Annotated in this window: 21 protein-coding genes; 19 read left to right on the top strand and 2 right to left on the bottom strand. The window is 63.9% G+C overall.

The annotated features are described in order from the left end of the window. Nucleotides 1-4: 4 nt before the first annotated feature. Nucleotides 5-1,705 (top strand): aspartate:alanine exchanger family transporter, encoded by a 1,701-nt coding sequence (locus tag AABA86_RS15460; protein ID WP_338307415.1) that lies wholly within the window; start codon nucleotides 5-7, stop codon nucleotides 1,703-1,705. 20 nt (nucleotides 1,706-1,725) lie between these two features. Next, a complete protein-coding gene (locus AABA86_RS15455; RefSeq protein WP_028142531.1) occupies nucleotides 1,726-2,160 on the top strand; it encodes a hypothetical protein in 435 nt (144 codons plus the stop codon). Between the two features lie 43 nt (nucleotides 2,161-2,203). Here AABA86_RS15455 and ppk2 read toward each other — a convergent pair whose 3' ends face one another. Both ppk2 and AABA86_RS15445 read right to left on the bottom strand, forming a co-directional pair. Then, a complete protein-coding gene (gene ppk2, locus AABA86_RS15450; protein WP_338307414.1) occupies nucleotides 2,204-3,004 on the bottom strand; it encodes a polyphosphate kinase 2 in 801 nt (266 codons plus the stop codon). 40 nt (nucleotides 3,005-3,044) lie between these two features. Beyond that, the gene (locus AABA86_RS15445) at nucleotides 3,045-3,497 is read right to left on the bottom strand and encodes a hypothetical protein (protein WP_212248636.1); all 453 of its coding nucleotides are present in this window, start codon (nucleotides 3,495-3,497) and stop codon (nucleotides 3,045-3,047) included. A 166-nt stretch (nucleotides 3,498-3,663) separates the two neighbouring features. On the opposite strand from AABA86_RS15445, the gene AABA86_RS15440 reads away from it, so the two are divergent. From AABA86_RS15440 to AABA86_RS15360, 17 genes are all read left to right on the top strand, one after another. Continuing rightward, nucleotides 3,664-4,077 carry a hypothetical protein gene (locus tag AABA86_RS15440; protein ID WP_212248690.1) on the top strand — a complete coding sequence of 138 codons (414 nt, stop codon included), beginning with the start codon at nucleotides 3,664-3,666 and terminating at the stop codon, nucleotides 4,075-4,077. Continuing rightward, complete coding sequence (locus AABA86_RS15435) at nucleotides 4,070-5,302, top strand: HlyD family secretion protein (RefSeq protein ID WP_338307413.1); 1,233 nt, start codon at nucleotides 4,070-4,072, stop codon at nucleotides 5,300-5,302. The genes AABA86_RS15440 and AABA86_RS15435 overlap by 8 nt, the downstream gene beginning before the upstream one ends. A gap of 91 nt (nucleotides 5,303-5,393) precedes the next feature. Continuing rightward, nucleotides 5,394-7,286 (top strand): sensor histidine kinase, encoded by a 1,893-nt coding sequence (locus tag AABA86_RS15430; protein WP_338307412.1) that lies wholly within the window; start codon nucleotides 5,394-5,396, stop codon nucleotides 7,284-7,286. Nucleotides 7,287-7,477: 191 nt separating this feature from the next. Then, the gene (locus AABA86_RS15425) at nucleotides 7,478-9,154 is read left to right on the top strand and encodes a DUF3300 domain-containing protein (RefSeq protein ID WP_338307411.1); all 1,677 of its coding nucleotides are present in this window, start codon (nucleotides 7,478-7,480) and stop codon (nucleotides 9,152-9,154) included. Next, a complete protein-coding gene (locus AABA86_RS15420; protein WP_338307410.1) occupies nucleotides 9,151-10,062 on the top strand; it encodes a DUF2950 domain-containing protein in 912 nt (303 codons plus the stop codon). Before AABA86_RS15425 ends, AABA86_RS15420 begins: the two co-directional genes overlap by 4 nt. Nucleotides 10,063-10,108: 46 nt before the next feature. Further along, entirely contained in the window at nucleotides 10,109-10,516 is a 408-nt protein-coding gene (locus tag AABA86_RS15415) for a hypothetical protein (protein WP_338307409.1), read from the top strand. 323 nt (nucleotides 10,517-10,839) lie between these two features. After that, a complete protein-coding gene (locus tag AABA86_RS15410; RefSeq protein WP_338307408.1) occupies nucleotides 10,840-13,224 on the top strand; it encodes a TonB-dependent receptor in 2,385 nt (794 codons plus the stop codon). A 314-nt stretch (nucleotides 13,225-13,538) separates the two neighbouring features. After that, the gene (locus AABA86_RS15405) at nucleotides 13,539-14,618 is read left to right on the top strand and encodes a HoxN/HupN/NixA family nickel/cobalt transporter (protein WP_338307407.1); all 1,080 of its coding nucleotides are present in this window, start codon (nucleotides 13,539-13,541) and stop codon (nucleotides 14,616-14,618) included. Further along, nucleotides 14,599-16,911 (top strand): TonB-dependent receptor, encoded by a 2,313-nt coding sequence (locus AABA86_RS15400; protein ID WP_338307406.1) that lies wholly within the window; start codon nucleotides 14,599-14,601, stop codon nucleotides 16,909-16,911. Before AABA86_RS15405 ends, AABA86_RS15400 begins: the two co-directional genes overlap by 20 nt. 138 nt (nucleotides 16,912-17,049) lie before the next feature. Beyond that, nucleotides 17,050-18,366, top strand: coding sequence for a DUF3422 domain-containing protein (locus AABA86_RS15395; protein ID WP_338307405.1), 1,317 nt, complete (start codon nucleotides 17,050-17,052; stop codon nucleotides 18,364-18,366). Nucleotides 18,367-18,433: 67 nt separating this feature from the next. After that, complete coding sequence (locus tag AABA86_RS15390) at nucleotides 18,434-19,450, top strand: HupU protein (protein ID WP_338307404.1); 1,017 nt, start codon at nucleotides 18,434-18,436, stop codon at nucleotides 19,448-19,450. Continuing rightward, nucleotides 19,447-20,886 carry a nickel-dependent hydrogenase large subunit gene (locus AABA86_RS15385; RefSeq protein WP_338307403.1) on the top strand — a complete coding sequence of 480 codons (1,440 nt, stop codon included), beginning with the start codon at nucleotides 19,447-19,449 and terminating at the stop codon, nucleotides 20,884-20,886. The genes AABA86_RS15390 and AABA86_RS15385 overlap by 4 nt, the downstream gene beginning before the upstream one ends. Before the next feature lie 197 nt (nucleotides 20,887-21,083). Continuing rightward, a complete protein-coding gene (locus tag AABA86_RS15380) occupies nucleotides 21,084-22,175 on the top strand; it encodes a hydrogenase small subunit (RefSeq protein WP_212248650.1) in 1,092 nt (363 codons plus the stop codon). 29 nt (nucleotides 22,176-22,204) lie between these two features. Then, nucleotides 22,205-23,995 (top strand): nickel-dependent hydrogenase large subunit, encoded by a 1,791-nt coding sequence (locus AABA86_RS15375; protein ID WP_338307402.1) that lies wholly within the window; start codon nucleotides 22,205-22,207, stop codon nucleotides 23,993-23,995. A 9-nt stretch (nucleotides 23,996-24,004) separates the two neighbouring features. Then, a complete protein-coding gene (cybH, locus tag AABA86_RS15370) occupies nucleotides 24,005-24,748 on the top strand; it encodes a Ni/Fe-hydrogenase, b-type cytochrome subunit (RefSeq protein ID WP_338307401.1) in 744 nt (247 codons plus the stop codon). A 17-nt stretch (nucleotides 24,749-24,765) separates the two neighbouring features. Then, complete coding sequence (locus tag AABA86_RS15365; protein WP_338307400.1) at nucleotides 24,766-25,344, top strand: HyaD/HybD family hydrogenase maturation endopeptidase; 579 nt, start codon at nucleotides 24,766-24,768, stop codon at nucleotides 25,342-25,344. Nucleotides 25,345-25,370: 26 nt separating this feature from the next. Continuing rightward, on the top strand, nucleotides 25,371-25,667 hold the full coding sequence (locus AABA86_RS15360) for a HypC/HybG/HupF family hydrogenase formation chaperone (protein WP_338307399.1): 297 nt from the start codon (nucleotides 25,371-25,373) through the stop codon (nucleotides 25,665-25,667). The last annotated feature ends 80 nt before the right edge of the window (nucleotides 25,668-25,747 follow it).

The following is a 25,747-nucleotide window of genomic DNA, read 5'->3' as shown; positions in this document are numbered from 1 at the left end:
GAACATGCAGGGCTTTTTCACCTTCCTGCAGCAGAATCCGTATCTGCTGCTGTTCTTCGTCGTCGGTCTTGCCGTCTATATCGGCCGGGCCAGCATCAAGGGGTATGGCCTCGGCATGGTGGCCGGCGCCATCGTGGTCGGCGCCGGTTTGTCGGTGTGGTCGTCGACCTACGGCGTGAAGCTCGAGCTGAACAATTTCGCCAAGAGCCTGTTCTACTATCTCTTCATGTACGGCGTCGGGTTGCGCGTCGGGCCCTCGTTCATCAACAGCCTGAAGGGTGATGGTCTGAAATTCTGCATCTTGGCCGTGGTCTCGAGCGTGATCGGGCTCTCGCTGGTGGTGATCGGCGCAAAACTGTTCTCGCTTCCGCCAGGCGCAGCCGGCGGGATGTTGGCGGGATCGCAGACCATGTCGGCGGCGATCGGTTCGGCCGAGCAGGCCGTCACCTCAGGCGTCGTCAGGCTGCCCGAGGGAATGAAGCCTGAGGATGCCTCGGGCATGATCGCGCTGTCCTACGGTATCACCTACATCTGGGGCACCGTCGGCATCATCCTGATCTGCAAATATCTGCCGCGCTGGTGGGGCGTCGACGCCAAGGCCGCCGCGAAGCAGTACGAGCGGGAATTCGGCGTCAAGGATCTCGAAGGCGGCGGCCTGACCGGCTATCGTCAGTTCGGCCTGCGGGCCTACCGGCTGGAGAACCCGGCGACGGTCGGCACGAGCATCGCAAAGTTCCGCGCGATGAATCCGGAATACCGGATCGTCAATGTCGGGCGGAACGGCGAGCCGCAAGGCGCGGATGCCGACCTCGTGCTGCAGAAGGGCGACATCGTCGCCCTCGGCGGCTCGACCGAGCACCTCACCGAGAAGATGGGTCTGATCGGTCCGGAGGTCCCGGATGCCAAGACGCTCGGCATTCCCATGGACCAGGCGGACATCCTCATCACCAAAAAGGAGATGGTGGGACGTACCTTCGAGTCCTTCCGCGACACCGCGATCGCCGGCCAGCTGCAGGTCACCAAGGTCGAACGCGGTGGCGTGCAGATTCCGGCGGGTCTCAAGACCAAGCTGGAGCGGATGGACATCGTCTCGGTGGTCGGCCTGAAGTCCGCGGTCAACGAGCTCGGCGAGATGTGGGGCCGGATCGCCCGGTCCAACACCTCGACCGATCTGCTGACGTTGGCGGTCGGGATGATCATCGGCTTCCTGATCGGCAAGATCGAATTCCCGGCGTTCGGTGCCAAGATCGGCCTCGGCAACGCAGGCGGTCTGTTGCTGTCGGGTGTGATCGTGTCGTCGGTCGTGTCGCGCCTGCGCTTCTTCGGCAACACGCCGAACGCGGCGCGCAACGTGCTGGAGGATCTCGGCCTCGTGGTCTTCGTCGCCATCGTCGGCGTCAACGCAGGCGCGGGACTGCTGTCGCAGCTCACGGGTACGGTCGCCTTGAAGATATTCCTCGTCGGCTTCGTTGCCTGCACGATCCCGCCGTTCATCGTCTGGGCGATCGGCTTCCACGTCTTCAAGATCAACCCGGCCGTGCTAATGGGCGGCGTTGCCGGCGCGCGGTCGCACTCCGGCCCGTGCCGCGAGGCCGCGGTCGAGATCCAGAGTTCCGTGCCCTGGATCGGATTCCCGGTCGGCTATGCCGTCTCGGGCATCTTGCTCACCGTGTTCGGCTACTTCGCAATGATCCTTGCGCAATGATCAAAAGGGGGAAGAGAGTCATGAAGACACTTGCCGTTGGCGTCGCCCTGGTTGCCTCGATTGCGGCCCTGACCGGTCTCAGCACGCCGTCGCGTGCCGAGACGGGCGAGGTCGCCGTCGTCTTCACCAAGGGCGGCTTCATCGTCGGTGTCGGTGGCGGCGAGGGCGTTCTGCTCCTCAGGGGCAAGAAATATCCCTTCACCGTCTCCGGCATGAGCGTCGGCCTCACGGTCGGGGCCTCGACTACGAAGTTCGTCGGCCGGGCGCTCAATCTGAAGGGGCCTGCATCGATCGAAGGCTCTTACGCCGTGGGTGGAGCAGGTGGAGCCGTGGCCGCGGGCGCCGGTGCCGTTCAGCTGCAGAACGCCAACGGCGTGATCCTTCAGCTCAGCGGTCCGAGGGTCGGCGCGGAAGTATCGGCGGCGGTCGGCGGCGTCACGATCCGCCTCAAGTGATCCAACGAGGCGACGGGCTGCGGCAGCGCAGCCCGTTCGCGTCTCAATACCGCTCGGCGACGAAATTCATCCCTTTCAGGCTAGTCTGGTCATTGTAGCGTCCCTTGTCGGAACGCTTCGGCAGCTTGATCTTGTCCTTCTTGATGCGCTTGTAGGGGATGCCGCCCAGAAGGTGAGCGATGCAGTTCAGCCGCGCCTTCCGCTTGTCGTCGGAGCGGATGATATACCAGGGTGCGTCCTTCGTGCTCGTCTTCTTCAGCATCAGGTCGCGCGCCCGCGAATAGTCGTACCACCGCCGATAGGATTCCAGATCCATCGGACTGAGCTTCCATTGCCGGACGGGATCGTCAATGCGGGCATTGAAGCGGCGCTCCTGCTCGTCCATCCCGACCTCGAGCCAGATCTTGATCAGGATGATGCCGCCGTCGATGACGTATTTCTCCATCTGCGGACACAGCGAGAGGAAGCGCTCGTGATCGGCGGGAGTGCAGAAGCCCATGACATATTCGACACCCGCGCGGTTGTACCAGCTCCGGTCGAAGATCACGATCTCGCCGCCGGCCGGAAACTTCTCCATGTAGCGCTGGAAGAACATTTGCGTCTTCTCGCGATCTGACGGCGCGGGCAGGGCGACCACACGAAATACGCGCGGGCTGACCTTCTCGGTAATCGCCTTGATCGTGCCGCCCTTGCCGGCTGCATCCCGGCCTTCGAACAGCACGATGACCCGGAGCTTGTTCTCCCGCACGTAGTCCTGGAGGTGACAGAGCTCGACCTGGAGCTTCTCCAGCTCCTTCTCATAATCCTTCCGCTTCATTCGCTCCGCGGGCACATCCTTGGCCATGCCGGTCCTCTCGCTGCTGAGCTTGTCGATCGCCCCAGAACTAATCGTCCCAGGAGATGGTCACGCCGATATCGCCCGGCACACCGCCGGGGAAATCGATGATCTGGTAGGCGATGCGATAGCCGCGCGGTTTCAGATAATCGGTCCAGAGCTGGAAGATCTCCTTGGGGATGCCGGTCAGCGTGGTTTCCCAGCCCTTTTCCATCTGGTTGATGGCGCGCCCCTTGTCGGTGCAGAGCGAGTTGGGGAAGCGATAGACCAGCACCTCCGTCAGGCCGTTTCGCACCGCACGCTGGATGATGGTCGAGGCGAGTTTGATCTTCTCCTCTTCGCTCTTGCCGGAAGGTTTGCTGAGCCGCTCGATCAGCGCGCGCTTCTCGGCGTCGGCGGCGGCGGCGAGGCGGACATACTCCTCGGCCTTCTCGGCCTCCTTGAGAGCGGCTTCCTTGCGAATCTGAGCGGCGTTGGGGATGAGATCGTCGAGGCCGGACATGGCAGGCGGCTCCTGATGGTTATCCAATCAGCATCCAGGAAACGCTAGATCCGGCCGAGTACATTCCCTTGATTCAAGTCAAGCAATCCGCGAAGCTGCCTGAACACAGTGACGCAAGCGAACTTGCGCTTAACGGGAGAGACGCTTGAGCGACCAGCTTCATCCGATGGCTCCGCATCATCTGCCGTTCTATCTGGCCCCCGGGAGCGGGACCGATACGCTGATGGTGGTGATGGGGCTGTTCCTGATCGGCATCGTGCTCTGGGTCGGCACGCTCTATTGGAAACTCCACAGCCTGCCCGAGCGGATGGCGCACAAATCGCAAAAGTTGCAATTTGAATTCGTCGCCGTGCTCGGCCTGATTTCGCTGTTCACGCACATGCACATCTTCTGGATTGCAGGCTTGCTGCTCGCGATGATCGACCTTCCCGACTTCGGCACGCCGCTGCGGAGCATTGCCGGGTCCGTCGAGAAGATTGCGGAGGCAACTCCCGCCGTCGATAGCGAGGAAATCCGGCTGGAGGCCGCGACACCTGCGACGGACAAGCCGGAACCCGTAAAGGAGCACAGCCATGTTTGAGCTGATGTTCTGCTCGCTGCTGACGATCCTGCCGGACTATCTCTATCGCCGCTACGCTCAGGGCAAGCGTTTCGGCAAGGAGATCACCTTCTTCTCGATCTGGTACGAGCTGCGCTGGGGCATCACCGGCTGCCTGATGCTGACGGTGTCGCTGATCACCATGATCTTCTACTTCCATCCGGCGACGTCATCGGCGACGCTCTATTTTCGCACCGTGCCGATCCTGCCGGAAGGCTCGGGCCGCGTTGCCGAGGTCAAGGTCGGCTTCAGCGCGCCGGTGAAGAAGGGGGACGTGCTGTTCACGCTCGACGCCTCGAAGCAGCAGGCCGCACTCGAAACCGCCAGGCGGAAGGTCGCGGAGGTCGACGCCGCCATGCAGACGGCGCAGGCCGACGTGGTCAAGGCCGAGGCGCAGATCGGGGAAGCAAGGGCGAATTATCAGCAGGCCAAGGACGAGCTCGAGGTCAAGACCGAGCTGCAGCGGCGCAATCCCGGCATCGTTCCGCAGCGTGATATCGACAAGCTCCAGGTCTTGGTCGATCAACGTCAGTCCGGGATCGATGCCGCGACCGCCGCGAAGCAATCCGTATCGATGCAGATCTCCATCCTGCTGCCGGCGCAGAAGGCCAGCGCGGAGGCCGCGCTCGACCAGGCCCAGGTGGATGTCGACAAGACCTTTGTTCGCGCCGGCGTCGATGGGCGCGTCGAGCAATTCCTGATCCGTCCCGGCGACGTCGTCAATCAACTCATGCGGCCCGCCGGCGTTCTCATTCCGGAGGGGGCCGGCCGCAAGGTGCTCCAGGCCGGGTTCGGTCAGATCGAGGCACAGGTGATGAAGGAGGGCATGGTGGCGGAAGCGACCTGCATCTCCAGGCCATGGGTGATCATCCCCATGGTGATCACGACAGTACAGGACTACATCGCGGCCGGACAATTCCGATCCGGAGAGCAATTGGTCGATCCGCAGAACGCCGTCCGCCCCGGCACTATCCTGGTGTTTCTGGAGCCGCTTTACAAAGGTGGCCTCGATGGCGTGACACCGGGCAGTAGCTGCATCGTCAATGCCTACACCAGCAACCACGAGGAGATCTCGGCCAAGGGGACTTCGACCAGCAGGAAGATCGCACTGCATGTCGTCGACGGCGTCGGTCTGGTGCACGCGCTGCTGCTCCGCATCCAGGCTCTGCTGTTGCCGATCCAGACCCTGGTGCTGAGCGGGCATTGAGCTGTGACGGCGCCCCCCGGGCCTGTCGCAGCGGTGCAATTCCAGCTAGAATTGCCGGGACAGCAGTTGCTGGAAGCTTCAAGGATGGAGCATGAGCGGGCGCACGTCCATCTCCAAGGTCAGGTCTGGGGCTGCGGCGGCGCTGTTCTGTCTCGCGCTGCTGGTCGCCGTGTGCCTGTCAGCCGGGCGAGTTGGTGCAGTCGAACGGAGTCTTCGGGGCGAACTGAAGCGCGTCCTGGTATTGCATTCTTTCGGCCGTGATTTTCGGCCGTGGAGCGAGTATGCGCGCGACATCAAGGCCAAGCTCGAGCGGCAATCGCCCTGGCCACTCGATATCCAGGAGCACGCGCTGCTCACCGCGCGCTTCAACAATCCCGGTCCCGAGGCGCCTTTCGTCGAATACCTGCAATCGCTGTACCAGGGAGCGATGCCCGACATCGTATTGAGCATCGGCGCGCCTGCGGCCCGGTTTGCGCAGAGATACCGCGGAAGATTGTTCCCTGATGTGCCATTGATTTTCTCCGCGGTCGAGCATCGGCTGATCAATCGCGCCGATCTCGGCGACAACGACGTCGTCGTGGCGATCCGCAACGATTTCATGGCCGCGTTCCGCAACGTCCTGCAGATCTTGCCTGACACAAAGTCGATTGTGGTCGTGATCGGTGCCTCGCCGCTCGAGAGGTTCTGGGTCGAGGAGGTGAAACGGGAACTGAAACCCTTGGGCGAGCAGGTCGAGCTGGTCTGGTGCTCGGACTTGTCATTCGAGGAAATCCTGAAGCGCGCTTCAAATCTGCCGCCGCACACCGCGCTGTTCTGGGGGCTGATGTCGGTCGATGCGGCTGGGGTCGTCCACGAGAGCGACATCGCCTTGCGCAGCCTGTACGCAGCCGCGAACGCTCCGATCTTCTCCTACCAGGAGCCGTTTTTCGGTGACGGTACCGTCGGCGGACCGATGCACATGATCGAGGAAACGAGTTCCAGGACCGTCAGTGCGGCGATTAGCATTCTCGGCGGCGCGAGACCAGCGAGCATCAGCTACGAGCCGATCGGCTTCGCCGCGCCGAGATATGATTGGCGCCAGTTGCAGCGTTGGGGCATCAGCGAGAGTCGTTTGCCTCCCGGCAGCGAAATCGTGTTTCGCGAGCAGAGCATCTGGGAGCGCTATCGTTGGCAGATGCTACTGATCGCGTCCGTGATTCTGGTGCAGTCCGGCCTGATCAGCGGGATGCTGCACGAGCGCCGCCGGCGCCAGATCGCCGAAGTCGAGTCCCGCCAGCGTCTGGCCGAGCTCGCTCACGCCAACCGCTATTCGGCCGTGGGCGAATTGACCACGTCTATTGCTCATGAATTGAACCAGCCGCTCGGCTCCATCCTGACCAACGCCGAGACCGCGGAGCTCATGCTCAAGGCCGCTTCGCCCGACATCGACGAGATCCGGCAGATCCTCGCCGACATCAGGCGTGATGATCAGCGGGCGAGCGAAGTCATCCGCAGGCTGCGCAGCATTTTGAAAAAGACACCGTTCGAGGTCAGGGACATCGAGCTCAATGATATGGTCCGCGAAGCGATCGGCCTTGCGCGGGCCGTCGCCGATGGGCGCCGGATTACATTGATCTACACGCCTGCCCTGGCCGACCTGCATGTCAGAGGCGATCCGATCCAGCTTCAGCAAGTCGTTCTCAACCTGATCATCAACGGGATGGATGCGATCTTCGAGGCAGATCCCGGAAAACGCCAGGTCAGCGTCTCGACCCAGCGCGTCGGCAACGAAGCGGAGATCCGGGTCTCCGATACTGGTCCCGGGATTGCCGCCTCCGACCTCGCGAACGTGTTCGATCCGTTCTTCACGACCAAGCCGCAGGGCATGGGCATGGGGCTCGCGATCGCCAAAACCATCGTCGAGGCCCATCACGGCACGATCGGCGCGGCGACGCAGCCTGCGGGCGGCGCGCTCTTCACGATCCGTCTCCCGGTCGTCCGCTGACAGACGATGCAGGACCGCCAATGCCCTGGATTGAGGATACCGGGCCGGCTCCTGATGGATGCCGAGTTGATCGAATGACAGTATGCTCTCGCGCTGCAGCAGCCACGAAGGCCTGGTTTCGTTGATCTCGATCAACAAACGGCTGCGTCCCGGCCCGATCGTCCCACACTGGAAGTGTAAGGGAGGATGCAATGTTTCGCTGCGGCAAGACCCTGATGGCGCTTGCGCTCGTCATGGCGACATCGTTCGCCGCAACGGCGCAAACCAACACGACGCCCGTGGCCCCGTCTCCGCAAGCGCAGCCGGCTGCTCCGCCTGCGCTGACGGCCGAGCTTCTGAAGCCGGAGCAGCTTGAGGCCTTGGTGGCGCCGATCGCGCTCTATCCGGACGAACTCCTTGCCAATGTGCTCGCCGCCTCGACCTATCCGTTGGAGGTGGTGCAGGCCGACCGCTGGCTGAAGGAGCGCAAGACCCTGAAGGGCGATGCGCTGAAGACGGAGGTCGAGAAGCAGGCTTGGGATGACAGCGTCAAGGCGCTGGCCAGCACCGCCGATGTGTTGACCATGATGAGCGACCAGCTGGAATGGACCAAGAAGCTGGGTGATGCCTTTCTCGCCCAGCAGCCCGATGTGATGGATGCGATCCAGCGCTTGCGCAACAGGGCCTATGACAACAAGAAGCTGGTCACGACCAAGCAGCAGAAGGTCAGTGTCCAGTCGCAGGAAGGCAAGCAGGTCGTCGTGATCCAGCAGGCCGACCCCGCGGCGATGTACGTGCCATATTACGATCCGGCGACGGTCTATGGCAGCTGGCCCTATGCAGAGTACCCGCCGTATTACTGGGGCTACCCGTCCTATGTCGGTGCCGGCGTGGTCGCGGCCGGCATCGCCTTCGGCACTGCCTGGGCGATCGGGCGCTGGGGCAATTATTGGGGCGGCGGCTGCAATTGGGGCAACCGCAACGTCTACGTCAATCATCGCACCACCAACATCGGTAACGGCTGGCAGCACAATCCGGCGCATCGCCAGGGTGTGCGCTACAACAACAGCAATGTTCAGCAGCGCTTCGGCAACAACAACCTGAAGGCGGGGGTGTCGGACCGGATGGATTTCCGAGGTCGTGACGGCAACCAGGTGCTGCGTCCCAATCAGGGCGCAGGAGACCGTACAGGCGATCGTGCAGGAGACCGTACAGGCGATAGCGCGGGCGATCGTGCAGGAGATCGAGCAGGTGATCGAGCCGGCGATCGTGCCGGTGACCGTGCCGGCAATCGCGGCGATCGGCCCGGCGGTGGTGATCGTGCTGGTGCCGGGGATCGCGCCAAGGGCGGAGGCGACCGTGCCAAGGGCGGCGGCGATCGTGCAAAGGCCGCCAACCGCCCCAGCGGCGGTGCGGCCAATCGCGGCGGCGCGATGAACGTCTCCTCCGGCCGGTCGGCAGCCGCAGCATCCGCGCGCGGACGATCCAGCATGGCGAGCATGCCGCGCGGTGGTGGTGGTGGACCAAGCATGGCTGGCCGCGGCGGAGGTGGCGGAATGGCGATGCGCGGAGGCGGAGGTGGCTTTGGAGGTGGCGGCCGCGGAGGTGGCGGCGGTGGCCGGCGTTCCGACATCGCACTGAAGCACGATGTCGTCCTGCTCGGCTATCTCGCAAGCGGTCTCGGCTACTACCGCTTCAGCTATATCGGAAGCGACAAGAGCTATGTCGGCGTGATGGCGCAGGAGGTCGAACGGGTGGCGCCCGATGCTGTCACGCGCGGCAGCGACGGCTATCTGCGGGTCTCCTACGACAAGCTCGGGTTGAGATTCCGATCCTACAGTGACTGGCTCGCCAATGGCGCAAAGATCCCTGCGGAGGACTTGCCATGACCGGCTCGAAGTTGCTTCGTCGCGCCGCTCTGCCGGGCATGGTGGCGCTGGCTCTCGTCACCACGGCCCGAGCCCAGCAGTCCTATCCGACGCCGGAGGACGCCGCCTCGGCACTCGCAGCGGCGGCCAAGAGCGGTCCTCGTGAAGTTCTGAAGGTGCTCGGAAGGGCGGGTGATGACATCGTCTCGTCGGGCGACGAAGTCGCCGACGCCGATATCCGCGCCCGCTTCGTCTCGATGTACGACGCCAAGCACGCGGTCAAGGCGGAGGGCAACAAGAAGGCGACGCTGGTGCTCGGGCCTGACGATTTCCCGTTCCCGATTCCCCTCGTCAACACCAAGGCAGGCTGGGAGTTCGACACCGACGAGGGGCGGATCGAAGTGCTGCGCCGCCGCATCGGCCGTAACGAGCTCGATGCGATCCAGACCGCGCTCGCCTATGTCGACGCGCAGAACGAATATGCCGACAAGGATCGCGGCGAAGGCGCCGGCATCTACGCACAGCGCTTCCTCTCGACGTCAGGCAAGAAGGACGGTCTGTTCTGGCGCGACGACAGCGACCCGAGTCCGCTCGGTCCCTTGGTCGCCGAGGCCTCAGCCGAGGGCTACAAACCGGGCGAAAGGCTTGCGCCGTATCACGGCTATTACTTCCGCATCCTGAAGGGGCAGGGTTCCGACGCGCCCGGCGGCGCGCTCAACTATGTCGTCAAGGGCAAGATGATTGGCGGCTTCGCGCTGATCGCCTGGCCTGCCGAGTATGGCAATTCCGGTGTGATGACCTTCGTGGTGAACCATGCCGGCACCGTTTACGAGAAGGATCTGGGGGCGAGAACCGATTTCATCGCGCCGCGCACGACATTGTTCGATCCCGACCAGACTTGGAAGAAAGTCGATGCCGCAATGCCTTGAATGGATCATGGCATCGCGGCTGCGCGTATGTCGCCTGATTGCGATAATGGTGCTAGCGCTGAGCTTCGCAGTGCCGGCTACGCCGTCCTTCGCGCAAGCCGCCGGTCACGTGCGCGCCAAGATCGTCAAGGCGGGTCTCCTTGTCGGCGGGGGCGTTGGAAGCGGCGTGCTGACCTATCGGGGCAATAAGTATCCCTTCAAGATCACGGGGATGAGCTTCGGCATCACCGCCGGTGCGGCGATCGGCCGGCTCGACGGCTGGGCCTCGGGTATCCGGGAGGTCGGCGACTTTGCCGGCACCTACAGCTCCGTCGGCGGTGGCTTCGCTTTGGTTGGAGGCATCAGCGGCGTCCACCTGCGCAACGAGAAGGGGGTGACGATCGTGATGCAGGGGCCGAAAGCGGGTCTGGAGCTTGCGGCCAACATCAGCCAGATCATGATCGCGCTGAGATAGAGCACGTCAGCGACAGATGTCGTCGCAATAAAGGCCACAGCAACGAAATGATGACGCCGACGCGTTCCCGACGAGCGCACTCCCGGCGAATCTTCCCGCGACATTTTGACCGCACCGATTTGGAATCATCCAAGCGTATTTGAATCGTTCCAGACATTCTCCTCCCAGTTGGCGATGATCGAGGCATTCTAAGCCGCGGCGTACGCATTTGCGTTGCCGTCACGATGGCATCTTTTTAAAGAGGCGATGCAGATCGCTGGCATTCGAATGTTGCTGCCAAGATGAAGGCAGTGAACGCGCGTGCGCGTCTGCAGAGCAACTGATTGACGGGCCATGCATGCCGGCCGACCTCGGATACGACGAGCTGCTCTTCGGTCCATGGTCGTTGCTGGCCAAACGCGGAGCCGCTTCGCGGCGGGCTGCGCGCTATTGATAAGGACTTGCTGGGAATGCGGCGTGCGGGTGGGGTTGGGACGGTGGCGCGGTTTGCGGCGGCGCTGCTGGGTGGAGTGGCGTTGCTCACGTGGTTCGAACTGCCTGCACGATCCCAGACATCGCAAGGCGGAAACTCTCTTCCACCGGTGACCGTCGAAGCGCCGGCGAAACAGTCGGCCCGTCGTGCGCCAACCAGGCGAAATGATGCTCGCGTCCGATCGACCGCGCGACGCGCACCGCAAGCTCCAGCGCTCGCGGTGCAATCGCAACCGGCTGTCGCCCCGCCATTTGCCGGTGGCCAGGTCGCTCAGGGCGCGCGGCTCGGGCTGCTCGGCAATACCAGCACCATGAAGTCACCGTTCAGCGCAACGAGCTACACCGACAAGTTCGTCCGGGATCAGCAGGCGGCAACGGGTGCGGATGCCTTGATCCTCGACCCATCCGTGCGAAGCTCTCACCCGACGGGCGGTATCGTCGATTCCTTCAACATACGCGGCTTCCCGATCAACGAAGGCAATAACGGTGAATTCGCCTTCGAGGGCCTTTACGGAATCGCGCCGACATATCGGATCTTCACGGACTACGTCGAGCGCATCGAAGTGCTCAAGGGTCCCTCGGCCGCGCTCTCGGGCATGGCGCCCAATGGCGGCGTCGGCGGTGTCATCAATGTTGTGCCCAAGCGCGCGGAAGAGGATCTGACCCGCTTGACCGCGAGCTACGGCTCGACCGCACGTTTCGGCGGTCACTGGGATGTTGCGAGGCGCTACGGCGATGGCAAGCAATGGGGCGTACGCGCCAGCGGGAGTCTCCGCGACGGCAATATGCCCATCGACCGCCAGTCCGAAACGACAGGTGTCGGATCGCTGGCGCTCGACTATCAAGGCGAACGGTTCAGGTCTTGGCTCTATCTCATCGCCCAAACCGATCGGTTCGACGCTCCCTCACGTCCCTTTCTGATGGCCCCCGGCCTGCAAGTGCCGAAGGCGCCGGACGGCCGGCTGAACGTGACACAGCCCTGGGAATGGTCGCGTATCGCGGACCAATCGGCCTTGCTGCGGACCGAATACGATGTCAGCGATCAGGTCACGCTGTTCGCGGATGTCGGTGGCTCCAGGACCAACGTCGAGCGGTTCTTCGGTCTTCCGACCATCGTCAACACGAGCGGCAATACGACCTCAACGCCCCAGTACTTCGGCCTCAGCATCGATCGAACTACATATGATGGCGGTGTCCGCGCCCGCTTCGATACCGGCTTCGTCCACCATGCCGTCGCCTTCCAGGCCTCGGTCTATCACGACGCGCTGCACCGGCGGCTGACCAATGGCAGTCTGGTCACCTCGAACATCTACAGTCCGACCGTCGCGCCAACCCAGTTTGCGAACGAGATCAGCGACCGCCCTCGGCTCTCGGACAGCGAGCTTACGGGGCTTTCGATTGCCGACACCTTGTCCGTGCTCGACGAGCGTATCCTGCTGACCTTGGGTGTCCGGCGCCAAGGTATCGAGGCGAACAATTATCTCTCCAATGTCGGAACGCCGACGTCGTCCTATGACAGGAGCGCAGTCACCCCGGTGGTCGGCCTCGTCGTCCGTCCCCAGGACAACGTCTCCCTGTACGCGAACTATGTCGAAGGTCTCGCGCGGGGCGACATCGCGCCGCAGGGTGCATCCAATTTCGGTGAGGTGCTACAGCCTTACGTCGCCAAGCAGTACGAGGCCGGCATCAAGGTGGAGCTCGGCCGGATCGCAACCACCTTCAGCGCGTTCGAGATATCGAAGGCGAGCGGCGAGTCGTCCGCCGGGCGCTTCGCGGCGACCGCCGAACAGCGAGTCCGCGGGCTCGAGTTCAACGTCTACGGCGAACTCCTGCCGGATGTTCGTGTCCTCGGAGGCATCTCGCTGCTGGACGGCACCCTGACGAAGACCGCCGTCGCGGCCAATGTCGGCAACACCCCGATCGGCGTTCCGAACATACAGGCCAATATTGGCATGGAGTGGGACCTCCCGTGGATGAGGGACCTTACTTTGAACGGAGCCGTGATCTACACGGGCAGGCAGTTCGTCGACTCCGCGAACAAGCAGCCGATCCCGGATTGGACGCGGCTCGATCTCGGCGCCCGCTACACCACGGCGATTAACGGCAAGAAGACGGTTTTCCGCGCAAACATCCAGAATGTGACCGGTGAGAGTTACTGGTCCAGCGTGGCTTCGTTCGGAACGTTCTTCCTGGGAGCACCACGCACATATCTCCTGTCGATGACCGTGGACATGTAGTCGACGCTCTTGCACCTGGGGCAAACGCTTCCGAGCGCTTGCGCAGGCGGGGTCGTTGACGAGCCGGCGGCAGCATGCGCGTGACCCTCGTGTGCAGACCGGTCAACCTGGTCGTCAAAGTGGATAGTTGCTTGCCAACAGCGGCGCCGCAGCTCGCTCCGGCCCGGTGATGGTGCGCGTAAAAATTCCTTCATTAAATCAATGAGGTAAATTCCGTTCTGCGTGCCTTTCGGCTGCCAGGCCGAAAGTGGCGCGGCTCTTGCTTTTGCCAGTATGAGGGTTCTTGATAAACGTCATACTGCGGGATCGAGTAGATGGAGCAGGCGGTGAGGCTGACTTTGCGGGCGGTCGAGTCCGGAACGGTGGTGCTGTTCGGGGGGCTGATCGCCGCCAACATCGCCGCATGGGCCTGGGCCTTCGCGCTGTTCGGCGACCGGCCGACGGTGCTGGCGACGGCGCTGCTGGCCTGGGTGTTCGGCCTGCGCCACGCCGTCGACGCCGACCACATCGCCGCCATCGACAACGTCGTGCGCAAGCTGATGCAGGCGGGCGGCGCGCCGCGCAGCGTCGGGCTCTATTTTGCGCTCGGCCATTCCACCGTCGTCGTGGTCGCGACCATATTGCTTGCGCTCGGCGTGGTGAGCCTCGGCGGCGACAGCCTGCTCAAGGAGATCGGCGGCCTCATCGGCACGTCGGTGTCGGCGCTGTTCCTGCTCGTGATCGCGGCCATCAATCTCGTCATCTTCGCCGGCCTGTGGCGGACGTTTCGCGCGGCGCGGGAGCAGGGTGTTCACGACGCCGAGGGCCTCGAGAGGCTGCTCGCCAATCGCGGCTTCCTCGCGCGACTGCTCGGACCGCTGTTCCGCCTGGTTACGAAACCCTGGCACATGTATCCGCTCGGCTTCCTGTTCGGGCTCGGCTTCGACACGGCGACCGAGATCGGCCTGCTCAGCATCTCCGCAACCGAAGCCGCGAGCGGCGCGTCCGTTGCCGACGTGCTGGTTTTCCCTGCACTGTTCGCGTCCGGCATGGCGCTGGTCGACACCGCCGATTCCGCGCTGATGGTGAGTGCCTATCGATGGGCCTTCGTCGATCCCTTGCGAAAGCTCTGGTACAACCTCACGATCACCGGCGCTTCCGTGGCGGTCGCGCTGTTCATCGGCGGTATCGAGGCGCTCGGGCTGATCGCCGACCGGCTCGACCTGTCCGGAGGAGTGTGGACGCTGGTCGACGGCCTCAACGAGTCGCTCGCCAATGTCGGCTTCGCCGTTATCGCGCTGTTCGCGGTCGCCTGGCTGGTCTCGGTCGTGCTCTATCGCCGCATCTTTGCGAACGGCCGGCATCGAGCAGCGACGAAAGCTCTGGCATGCGCCGATGCGACCGAAGCGGCGTGAGCCCAGTCGTGGCAGCGGCGCGCTGACGGCACTCTGCGCCCTGGTGCTGCTTGCGGATGACGGCTGCGCTTTCGCGCAGAGCGAGATCGCCTCACGCGAGCTGCCGCCAATCCAGGTCGGAGGCGGCGAGACATCTGCGCGCAAGAAGCCGGTCGTATTGCGCCGGGCCGGCAAGCCGTCCCCGGCGGATCACCGCATCTTCGTGTATCCAGCGGCAGCGCAAGGGGCGGATGCGCGCGGAGTCGCATCAGGTGCGAAGAGTCAGCCCAGCCTGGCCAGTGAGATCACCGTCTCGGGCGAGGAGATCAATGCACGCCCTTTCACGCGGCCGGGCGAGGCGCTCGAAGCCGTGCCGGGTCTCATCGTGACGCAGCATTCCGGCGAGGGCAAAGCCAACCAGTATTTCCTGCGCGGCTATAATCTCGACCATGGGACCGACCTTGCGATCACCGTCGACGGCGTCCCCGTCAACATGCGCACCCACGCGCACGGCCAGGGCTATGCCGATCTCAACTGGCTGATCCCGGAAACCATCGCCGCAGTGGATGTGCGCAAGGGGCCGTACTTCGCCGACGAGGGCGATTTCGCCTCGGCCGGAAGCGTCCATATCGGTCTGATCGACCGCACCAGGGGACTAGCGCAGGTGAGCGCTGGCAGCTTCGGCCATCGCCGTCTGCTCGGCATGGACTCCGCGAAGGTCGGTGACGGCTCCTTGCTCGTGGCCGGCGAGGTCGGGACCTACAACGGTCCGTGGGACAATCCGGACAATGTGAGGAAGCTCAACGGTCTCGTGCGCTACAGCCAGGGCACCGCGACCGACGGCGTGTCCATCACCGGCATGGCTTACGCCAACAGATGGAATTCGACGGACCAGGTCCCGCAGCGCGCGATCACCGGTGGCCTGCTCGACCGGTTCGGCTCTGAAGATCCAAGCGACGGCGGCAAGACCAACCGCTTCGCGCTCTCTGGCCGCATCGCGCAGACCGACGATCTCGGCGCGTGGAAAGCCAACGCATATGTGGTGAAGAGTCAGCTCGACCTCTTCAACAACTTCACCTACTTCCTCAGCGATCCCGTGCTCGGCGACCAGTTTCACCAGCACGACGATCGGCTGATGGCCGGCGCCAACGTTTCGCGCGCGCTGAACGGCTCGTTCGCCGGCCTGCCGATGCAGACCACCTTTGGTTTGCAATCGCGCTATGATGCGATCGATCTCGCGCTCACCAATACCTTCCAGCGCGGCTTCCTTGCCAATATCCGCAGCGACAAGGTCGGCGAGGGCAGCGTCGGCGTCTATGCCGAAAACACGGTGCGATGGACCGATTGGCTCAGGACGACGGTGGGATGGCGCGGCGACTATTATGCGGCCGATGTCACCTCGCGGTTCAATACCAACAATTCCGGCCGCGCGGACGCCGCGCTCGGCAGCCCGAAATTCAGGACGGTGCTCGGTCCGTTCAACCAGACCGAGTTTTTCTTCGGCGCCGGCTACGGCATGCACTCCAACGATGCGCGCGGCGCGACCACGACGGAAGACCCCAGCGATCCCGCCACGAGGCTGACGCCATCGCCGCTCCTGGTGCGCACCAAGGGGGCAGAGGTCGGCATGCGCAGCAGGATCGTTCCCGGCCTGGACACCTCGCTCAGCCTCTTCGTCCTGGATCAGGATTCCGAGATCCTGTTCTCCGGCGATGCCGGCGACACGTCGGCCACCCGCGCCAGCCGCCGCTACGGCTTTGAATGGACCAACCACTACCGGCCCAGATCCTGGATCGACATCGACGCCGATCTCGCAATGACCCATGCGCGATTCCGCGGCTACGACAGCGAGCAGGCGGACGTCTATGCCTCGCTCTCCGGCTATCCCGAGGCGCAGATCGGCACCGCCCCCGGCAACTACATTCCGAACGCGCCGGCGATGGTGGCATCGGCAGGCGTCACGCTGGGCGAGAAGACCGGCTGGTTCGGGACTTTGCGCTGGCGCTATCTGGCGTCGAGCCCATTGACGGAGGACAACGCGTTCCGCTCCTCTGCGACCAGCATTTTCAACGGCCGCCTCGGCTATCGCATCGACAATGGTTGGCGGCTTCAGCTCGACGTGCTCAACCTCCTCAACACGAGAGCCAACCAGATCAGCTATGCCTATGGCTCGCTGCTCAAGACCGACACGCTCTACAACCTCTGCAGGTCAGGCACCGCGCCAGCTTCAGTCTGTCAGAACGGCGTGATGGACTACGTGCTGCACCCCGTGGAGCCGTTGACGTTCCGACTCACGATCGCCGGGACGTTCTAAGTTCACTGAGGTCGTGCCGCGAACGACGCGCCGAGGACGATTTCTATCGTCCGGGATTGCTAGAACGTGGGTGTCTTGTGGTAGTGAACGGCGAGGCCGGCGGTACATCGCGGCCTGAAAGCACATCAGGGGACGTAGATGAACCGTGACCTCGATCTCGCCGGCTTTGAGCTGCATCCGCAGCGTGGTGCGGTGCTGGGCGAGGTGCACGCCCGCCCGTTCACCCGGTTGATTGCGCCGGTCACCGTGCTCCGCTGTGCTTTTCTCAGCCAGGGCGAAGTCGCGGCGGCGGACCGGCAGAAGTTCGTGGCATTCTGTATGTCGCACGGGCAGGCGCCGCCGGACGCCGGAACCAAACATCACCAGGTGACGATCGACACCACCCAGCTTCGCTGGGAGCAACACTCGGAATTCAGCACCTTCACCTGGATCCTGAGCTCTGGGACACCCGCTCGCCGGTTCGGCGAGATCGGCGATCAGTCCGCAGCGCTGATCCGCTCGCTGTCGCAGTCTGGCCAATTGCTGGTCGCGGTCAAGCTCGAGGTCGAGCAGACCTCGGCGGCGCTGGAGCGCGCCCAGGAGCTTTTCGAAAGAGGCAGTCTTGCGGTGGCCGCCGTCCGCAGCGGACCTGCCGTCGTCGCCTCCGACTTTCGCGCGGACGATCAGGGTTTTGTTCGCATCCTCGTTTGCAACGACGGCCTCTCGCCGGGCCGGCTCGGCGCTCTCGTGCAGCGGGTCCTTGAAATCGAGACCTATCGCACGCTGGCGCTGCTCGGCTTGCCCGCCGCGCTCGAGCTTGCGCCCTCCGTCGATCATATCGGCCGGCGGCTCGTCGAGGTGCTCGAGGAGATGCAGGGCGCCGAGGATCTCAAGCTCAACAATCATCTCTTGACGGAGCTGACGGCCTTGGCGGCTTCGCTGGAAAGGGGAGCGGCCGGCAGCCTGTTCCGCTTCGGCGCCAGCCGCGCCTATTACGAGATCGTGCAGGCCCGCCTCGCCGTGATCGAGGGCGGCGAGATCGCCGGCTATCCGACCTGGTCCTCCTTCCTCGCTCGCCGCATGGCACCTGCGATGCGCACCTGCGCGACGATGGAGGACCGGCAGGCCGATCTGTCGATCAAGCTCGCGCGCGCGGCCGATCTGTTGCGCACACGCGTCGATGTCGAGCTCGAGGAGCAGAATCGCGATCTGCTGCGCTCGATGGATGAGCGCACCCGGTTGCAATTGAGGCTCCAGAGCACGGTCGAAGGCTTGTCGGTGGCGGCCATTGGCTACTACGTCGTCAGCCTGTTCGGCTACCTCGCCAAGGGCGCCCATGACGGCGGTCTGCATGTCGAGCCTTCGCTGGCAACCGCGATCTTCGTGCCGGTCGCCGTGGCCGTGGTCTGGATCGTCACCCGCAATATCCGCAGGCGGCACTTGAAGCACGACGAAAGGTCGGGCGCTCACGACTGAGGGCGCAAACGAGCCTCTTGCGCTTCGTCGATGAGCGGTTGAAGCTGGGGCGACCGGGAGACATGAGATGAGCCGATCCGACGGAATGACAAACGTGCTCTGGCTGCAGGGCGCCAGCTGCGGCGGTTGCACGATGTCGATCCTCGAAAGCGGGGCCTCCGGCTGGTTCGACGAGCTACGGCAGTTCGGCGTCAACCTGCTGTGGCATCCGTCCGTCAGCGAGGAGACCGGCGAGGAGGCGGTCGAGATCCTGCAATCCGTGCTCGACGGCAAGGTGCGGCTCGACCTTCTCCTGCTCGAAGGTTCCGTCGCCCGTGGACCGAACGACACCGGCCGCTTCAACATGCTCGCGGGCACCAACCGTTCCGTCTATCGCTGGATGCTCGACCTTGCGCCGCACGCTGGCTATGTGATCGCGGTCGGAAGTTGCGCGGCCTATGGTGGCGTGCCGGCCGCCGGATCGAACCCGACCGATGCGGTGGGCTTGCAGTTCGAAGGGACCGACAGTGGCGGCGCACTGGGCGCGGCTTTCCGCTCGCGGCTCGGTCTTCCCGTCATCAACGTCGCCGGCTGTGCGCCGCATCCGGGCTGGATGATGGAAACCATCCTGGCACTGACCGGCAACGATATCGCAGCGAGCGATCTCGACGGATATGGGCGGCCGAAGTTCGTCGCCAATCACCTTGCCCATCACGGCTGCTCGCGCAACGAGTTCTACGAGTTCAAGGCCAGTGCCGAGACCATGTCGGAGCGCGGCTGCCTGATGGAGCATCTCGGCTGCAAGGCGACGCAGGCGGTGGGCGACTGCAACCAGCGCTCCTGGAACGGCGGCGGCTCCTGCACCAAGGGCGGTTACGCCTGCATCGCTTGCACGTCGCCGGGGTTCGAGGGCGCGCAGAACTTCCTGGAAACCGCCAAGCTCGCCGGCATTCCGGTTGGCTTGCCGACCGACATGCCGAAAGCCTGGTTCGTCGCGCTCGCGGCCTTGTCGAAGTCCGCAACGCCCCGGCGCGTGCGGCTGAACGCAACTGCCGATCACGTCGTCGTGCCGCCGGGCCGGACGACGACCAAGACCAAGCCATGACGCGGATCACGATCGGCCCGTTCAACCGCGTCGAGGGCGATCTCGAAGTCCGACTCGACGTCGAGAGCGGGCGCGTCATGCGCGCCGAGGTGACGGCGCCGCTCTATCGTGGCTTCGAGCAGATCCTGGAGGGGCGCCCGCCACTCGACGCGCTGGCGCTGGCGCCGCGGATCTGCGGCATCTGCTCGGTCTCGCAATCGGTGGCAGCAGCGGCCGCCCTGCGCGACGCCATGGCGATCGAGGCTGCGCCCAATGGACTGCTCGCCACCAACATCGCGCATGCCGCGGAGAATGCGGCCGACCATCTCACCCATTTCTACATCTTCTTCATGCCGGATTTTGCCCGTGAGGCCTATGCCGCGCATGACTGGCACGCGGCGACGCGCGAGCGCTTTGCCGCGACCCGCGGCAGTGCGGCGCGCGATGCTTTGCCGGCGCGGGCGCGGCTGCTCGAGACCATGGGCATCATCGCGGGAAAATGGCCGCACAGCCTCGCGTTCCAGCCCGGCGGCACGACGCGCGCGATCGATCTCGGCGAGCGTGTCCGGCTGCTGTCGATCACGACGGCGTTCCGAAGCTTCCTCGAGCGTGTCGTCTTCGCGGATTCGCTGGAGAATGTGCTGGCGATCGCCACCGCGGACGAGCTCGATCGCTGGCGTGACGGCCGCGGCGGTGACTTTGCCCATTTCCTGCGGCTGGCGGACAGCCTCGCGCTGAGCGAACTCGGCAAGGGGACGGGTCTGATGATGAGCTACGGTGCCTATCATGGCATCGAGGGCGAGCTGTTTCCGCGCGGTCTGTTCGGCCCGCGCGCCGCGATCGGGCCGCTGCCACTGACGCAAATCACGGAGGATGTCTCGCACGCCTGGATGCGGGATTCCTCCGTGGATCCCGCCCACAGCAGCACGATCCCGGATCCCGACAAGCCGGCCGCCTATAGCTGGTGCAAGGCGCCGCGGCTCTCCGGTCAGCCGATCGAGGTCGGCGCCATCGCGCGCCAGACCGTGGCGGGGCAGGCGCTGATTGCGGATCTGGTGTCGATCAGCGGGACCAATGTGCGCAACCGCGTGATCGCGCGGCTAATCGAGACCGCGCGCATCGCGCTCGCCATGGATCAGTGGACGCGCGCGCTTCGCCTGTCGGAGCCGTTCTGCAACAATTCGCGCGACATTCCTGACGGTAGCTATGTGGGGTTGGTCGAGGCCGCGCGCGGCAGTCTTGGGCACTGGATGGCGGTACGGGACGGCAGGATCGAGCGCTACCAGATCATCGCACCGACGACGTGGAATTTTTCGCCGCGCGATTCCTTCGACGTCGGAGGACCGCTGGAGCAGGCGCTGGTCGGCACCAACGTCGGCGATGCCGGCGCGCGCGCGGTTGCGATCCAGCACATCGTGCGCTCGTTCGATCCCTGCATGGTGTGCACCGCGCACTAGCCGGAAACTTCCTTGCCGACTGCAAATCGAATTGTTTCCGCTCCTCTGCTTTTCGGGTCCTCATCCGCGATCCATGAGAGCGATTCAAATTCGTAACGTTTTGGAATCTCTCTACATTTGAATCGCTTTGGGCTGTTGGCCTGCTTCTTGCTGTCTTTGACGTCATCGAAAAGTCAAAGCCGAACGCGGGAGGATTCATGGGCACGGCGACGGAAACGTTTTACAGCGTGATCAGGCGGCAAGGCATCACGCGTCGGAGCTTCCACAAATTCTGCAGCCTGACGGCGACGAGCCTCGGGCTCGGGCCGCTGGCGGCGAGCCGCATCGCCAATGCGCTCGAAACCAAGCCGCGCGTGCCCGTCATCTGGATGCACGGGCTCGAATGCACCTGCTGTTCGGAGAGCTTCATCCGGTCCGCGCACCCGCTGGTCAAGGACGCGGTGCTGTCGATGATCTCGCTCGACTATGACGACACCATCATGGCGGCGGCGGGCCATCAGGCGGAGGCCATCCTCGATGAGACCCGCGCCAAGCACAAAGGCCAGTACATTCTCGCGGTGGAAGGCAATCCGCCGCTGAACGAGGGCGGCATGTTCTGCATCGACGGCGGCAAGCCGTTCGTCGAGAAGCTGAAAATGATGGCCGAGGACGCGATGGCGATCATCGCCTGGGGCGCTTGCGCGTCCTGGGGCTGTGTGCAGGCGGCCAAGCCCAATCCGACACAGGCAACCCCGATCGACAAGGTCATCACCAACAAGCCCATCATCAAGGTGCCGGGATGCCCCCCGATCGCCGAGGTGATGACCGGCGTCGTCACCTTCATCACCACCTTCGGCAAATTGCCCGAGCTCGACCGCCAGGGCCGGCCAAAGATGTTCTACTCGCAGCGCATTCACGACAAGTGCTACCGGCGGCCGCATTTCGACGCCGGCCAGTTCGTCGAGGAGTGGGACGACGAGGCCGCGCGCAAGGGCTATTGCCTCTACAAGATGGGCTGCAAGGGCCCGACCACCTACAACGCCTGCTCGACCGTGCGCTGGAACGGCGGCGTCTCGTTCCCGATCCAGTCCGGTCATGGCTGCATCGGCTGCTCGGAGGACGGCTTCTGGGACAAGGGCTCGTTCTACGACCGTCTCACCACCATCAAGCAGTTCGGCATCGAGAAGAACGCGGATCAAGTCGGCATGGTGGCAGCCGGCGCGGTCGGTGCCGCGGTGGCCGCACATGCGGCGGTGACGGCGGTGAAACGGCTCGCGACGAAGCGCGAAGACGTCGACCACAACAGCTGAGCAAAAAGACACACTAGGGTAGGGCAACCATGGGCATCCAGACTCCCAACGGCTTCAATCTCGACAATTCCGGCAAGCGCATCGTCGTCGATCCCGTGACCCGCATCGAAGGTCATATGCGGGTCGAGGTCAATGTCGACGCCGACAACGTCATCCGCAACGCGGTCTCAACCGGCACGATGTGGCGCGGGATCGAGGTGATCCTGAAGAACCGCGACCCGCGCGACGCCTGGGCGTTCACCGAGCGGATCTGCGGCGTCTGCACGGGAACGCACGCGCTGACCTCGGTGCGCGCGGTCGAGAACGCGCTCGGAATCACCATTCCGGAGAACGCCAATTCGATCCGCAATCTGATGCAGCTTGCCTTGCAGGTGCACGACCACGTCGTCCATTTCTATCACCTTCATGCGCTGGACTGGGTCGACGTGGTCTCCGCGCTCTCGGCCGATCCGCGGGCAACCTCGACGCTGGCACAGTCGATCTCGAACTGGCCGTTGTCGTCGCCGGGCTACTTCAAGGACCTGCAGACCCGGCTGAAGAAGTTCGTCGAATCCGGGCAATTGGGACCGTTCAAGAACGGCTATTGGGGCAGCAAGGCCTACAAGCTGCCGCCCGAAGCCAATCTGATGGCGGTGGCGCATTATCTGGAGGCGCTCGATTTCCAGAAGGAGATCGTCAAGATCCACACAATCTTCGGCGGCAAGAATCCGCATCCGAACTGGCTGGTCGGCGGCGTGCCCTGTCCGATCAATGTCGACGGCACCGGCGCCGTCGGCGCCATCAACATGGAGCGGTTGAACCTGATCTCCTCGATCATCGACCGGCTGATCGAGTTCAACGAAATGGTCTATCTGCCCGACGTGGCGGCGATCGGCTCGTTCTACAAGGACTGGCTCTATGGCGGCGGTCTGTCGGGACAGAGCGTGCTCGCCTATGGCGATGTGCCCGAGCATGCCAACGACTATTCCGCCAAGAGCCTGAAGCTGCCGCAGGGCGCCATCATCAACGGCAATCTGTCCGAGGTGTTTCCGGTCGATCACACCAATCCCGACGAGATCCAGGAGTTCGTGGTCCACTCCTGGTACAAATATCCTGACGAGACCAAGGGCCTGCATCCCTGGGACGGCATCACCGAGCCGAACTACGTGCTGGGACCCAATGCGAAGGGCACCAAGACCGCGATCGAGCAGCTCGACGAGGGCGGCAAATATTCGTGGATCAAGGCGCCGCGCTGGAAGGGGCACGCCATGGAGGTCGGCCCGCTGGCGCGCTGGGTGGTCGGCTATGCGCAGAACAAATCCGAGTTCAAGGATCCCGTCGACAAGTTCCTGAAGGATCTGAACCTGCCGACGTCGGCGCTGTTCTCGACGCTCGGCCGCACCGCGGCACGCGCGCTGGAGTCGGTCTGGGCCGGACGCCAGATGCGCTATTTCCAGGACAAGCTCGTCGCCAACATCAAGGCCGGCGACTCTTCGACCGCGAATGTCGACAAATGGAAGCCGGAGAGCTGGCCCAAGGAGGCCAAGGGTGTCGGCTTCACCGAGGCGCCGCGGGGCGCGCTCGCGCACTGGATCAAGATCAAGGACACCAAGATCGACAATTATCAGTGCGTGGTGCCGACCACCTGGAACGGCTCGCCGCGCGATCCCAAGGGCAACATCGGCGCCTTCGAGGCGTCGCTGATGAACACGCCGATGGTCAATCCCGAGCAGCCGCTCGAGATTCTGCGCACGATCCATTCCTTCGATCCGTGCCTGGCCTGTTCGACGCACGTCATGAGCCCGGATGGCCAGGAACTCGCCAAGGTCAAGGTCAGGTAGGAGGGCGCCATGATGGATGCAGTTGCTCCCGCCTCCGACGCGAGGCCCGACCTCGCGGCGATCGCCGCGGATGCTTCCGGAGAACGTGCGGTGGGGCGGCCCACCGTCTATGTCTACGAAGCGCCGGTGCGGATCTGCCACTGGGTGAACGCGTTCTCGATCATTGTGCTGATGGTGACCGGCTATCTGATCGGAACGCCGCTGCCGACGGTCGCGGGCGAGGCGTCCGACAACTTCGTGATGGGCTACATTCGCTTCGCCCATTTCGCTGCGGGACAGGTTCTCGCCGTGTTCTTCCTCACGCGTATCCTGTGGGCCTTCGTCGGCAATCACCACTCCCGGCAGATCTTCTATATTCCCGTTCATCGCAAGCAGTTCTGGAAGGAAGTGCTGCACGAGATCCGCTGGTACGCGTTCCTGGAACGCGAGCCGAAGATGTATGTCGGGCACAACCCGCTGGCGCAGACCGCGATGTTCACGGGTTTCACGGTCTTCGTGGCCTTCATGATCGTTACCGGCTTCGCGCTCTATTCTGAAGGTCAGGGCATCGATAGCTGGCAGCACAAGCTATTCGGCTGGGTGTTTGCGATCTGGCCGAACAGCCAGGACGTTCACACCTGGCATCATCTGGGCATGTGGGCGCTGGTCACCTTCGTGATGGTGCACATCTACGCCGCGGTCCGTGAAGACATCATGTCGCGCCAGAGCATCATCTCCTCGATGATCTCGGGCGAGCGGCAATTCCGCGATTGAAGACTGGAACGCGACCGATGCCGACATCTTCGCAAGACGACCGCATCCTGGTGCTCGGCATCGGCAACATCCTGTGGGCCGACGAAGGCTTTGGCGTGCGCACGGTGGAGGAGTTCCACCGCCGCTACGCCGTGCCTGACAACGTCACCATCCTGGACGGCGGCACGCAGGGCCTCTACCTCGTGAACTATCTGGAAGAGGCCGACCGCCTGGTCGTGTTCGACGCCATCGACTACGGCCTCGAGCCCGGCCAGTTGAAGCTGGTGCGCGACGATGAGGTGCCGCGTTTCACCGGCGCCAAGAAGATGAGCCTGCACCAGACCGGCTTCCAGGAAGTGATCAGTGCGGCCGACCTGCTCGGCAAATGCCCGAAGCACCTCGTGCTGATCGGCTGCCAGCCGCTCGATCTCGAAGATTGGGGCGGGCCGCTGACGTCGCCGGTGCGCGACCAGATCACACCCGCGATCGATCTGGCCTGCCGCATATTGGCCGAGTGGGGCGTCACGGTGAGCCGCCGCAGCGTGCCGTTGGCGGACACCGAGCGGTTGCTCGCCAATGACATCGACCACGCCAATTACGAGATGCGGCCGGCCTGACCGGCCGGCCTTTTGGAGATAGCGCGATGTGCCTCGGCCTGCCGATGACGATCGTCGAGACCGACGGAATGTCGGCGCTTTGCGAATTTCGCGGGGAGCAGCGCCGCGTCTCCATGCTGCTGCTCTCCAATCCGCCGGTCGGCGCCCATGTCCTCGTCTACATCGATACCGCGATCCGGCTTCTGGATGAGGAAGAGGCGCGCCTGATTGGTGCGGCGATCGACGGGCTCGGCGCCGCGCTCGACGGCGAGGATTGCGATCGCTTCTTCGCAGACCTGATCGATCGCGAGCCGCAGCTGCCCGCACATCTTCGGTCTGAGTAAGCAAACCTCCTGCAGCTGTGATCGCCGCGCTCGCCGCCGGATCGGCCTTGCGGGGGCGGCATGTTGCCTGGAAGCCTTCT

This window comes from Bradyrhizobium sp. TM233 (assembly GCF_036247965.1).
GTDB lineage: Bacteria > Pseudomonadota > Alphaproteobacteria > Rhizobiales > Xanthobacteraceae > Bradyrhizobium > Bradyrhizobium ottawaense.
The sequence above is the reverse complement of the archived record's forward strand: the minus strand, read 5'-3'. Positions and strand labels throughout refer to the sequence as shown.